2 protein-coding genes are annotated in these 1,328 nt (G+C 76.9%); both read left to right on the forward strand.

The window, feature by feature from the left end; translation table 11 throughout:
- Positions 1–861, forward strand: an 861-nt coding sequence (locus ABZ260_RS51150) for a CoA transferase (RefSeq protein WP_355633262.1), incomplete at its 5' end; no start/stop codon positions are given.
- The coding region (locus ABZ260_RS51155; RefSeq protein ID WP_355633264.1) for an amidohydrolase family protein at positions 858–1,328 on the forward strand (471 nt) is incomplete at its 3' end. The genes ABZ260_RS51150 and ABZ260_RS51155, both read left to right, overlap by 4 nt.

Here is a 1,328-nt window from a genome sequence, read left to right on the forward strand (position 1 = left end):
GGTGCCGAGCTCGCCGAGCGGGCGGCGCTCCTCGGCGTCGCCGCAGGCCCGGTCCGGCACCGGGCCGTTCCGCCCGCCCCGCTCACCCCGCCCGCGCCGGTGACGCCCCGGCCGCCGGACGGTCTGCTGGTCGTGGACTTCAGCGCACTGTGGGCGGGCCCGCTCTGCGCCCACCTGCTCGGCCTGGCCGGTGCCCGGGTCGTCAAGGTGGAGACGCCGTGGCGGCCGGACGGCGCCCGGGGCGGGAACGCCGCGTTCTACCGGCTGCTGCACGCCGGGCACCGCTCGGTCGTGCTCGACCCCCGCACCCCCTCCGGGCGGCATGCCATGGCCGCCCTGGTCGACGCCGCCGACATCGTCATCGAGGCGTCCAGGCCCCGCGCGCTGGCCGGTTTCGGGCTCGACGCCGAGGCCGCGGTCGCCGCCGGCACCGTCTGGATCTCGATCACCGCGTACGGGCGCGGGAGCGACCGGGTCGGCTTCGGTGACGACGTCGCCGCGGCGAGCGGCCTGGTCGCCCATGACGCCGACGGGACCCCGTTGTTCTGCGGTGACGCGATCGCCGACCCGCTCACCGGCCTGACCGCCGCCGTCCTCGCCGCGACGGCGCCGCCGGACGGCTCGGGCGCGCTGTGGGACGTCTCCATGTCCGACGTGGTCGCCGCCACGCTGGATCCCGTCGCGGAAACGCCCCCGAGCTCGGTGGCCGCCCGGTCGCGGAACGGCGGCTGGGTCGTCGACGCCTCCTCCGGCCCGGTCGACGTCGCCGTCCCGCTGCGGCGGCTGGTGTCTGGGAGGGCTCCCCGGAGCGGGGAGCACACCGCCGAGGTGCTGCGCGAGCTGGGCGTCGTGTCCCGGTGACCGGTCTGCTGCTGCGCGGCGCCGAACTCGACGGGCGCACCGGGGTCGACGTCCGCGTCGAAGACGGCCACGTCGTCGAGGTGGGCACCGCCCTCGGCCGCCGGCCGGGAGAGGCCTGGTACGACTGCCGGGGCGGCGCGCTGCTGCCCGGGCTCTGCGACCACCACCTGCACCTGCACGCGCTCGCCGCCTGGGGCACCTCGGTGCGTTGCGGTCCTCCCGAGGTGACCGGGCCCGCCGCGCTGGCCGCCGCACTGGCCGCGGCCGTCCCCGACGAGCACGGGTGGATCCGTGGCGTCGGGTACGCAGAGACGGTCGCCGGTGACCTCGACGCCACCGCGCTGGACCGCCTCCGTCCCGACCGTCCGATTCGCACGCGGGGCGGAGAACTTCTCCAAGCAGGACACCTTCAACGCCTTCAGGGACGGTTTCCTCGCACGAGGCCCGAAGGACTCCGCGGAGGAGAG

Source organism: Streptosporangium sp. NPDC006013 (genome assembly GCF_040614275.1).
GTDB lineage: Bacteria > Actinomycetota > Actinomycetes > Streptosporangiales > Streptosporangiaceae > Streptosporangium.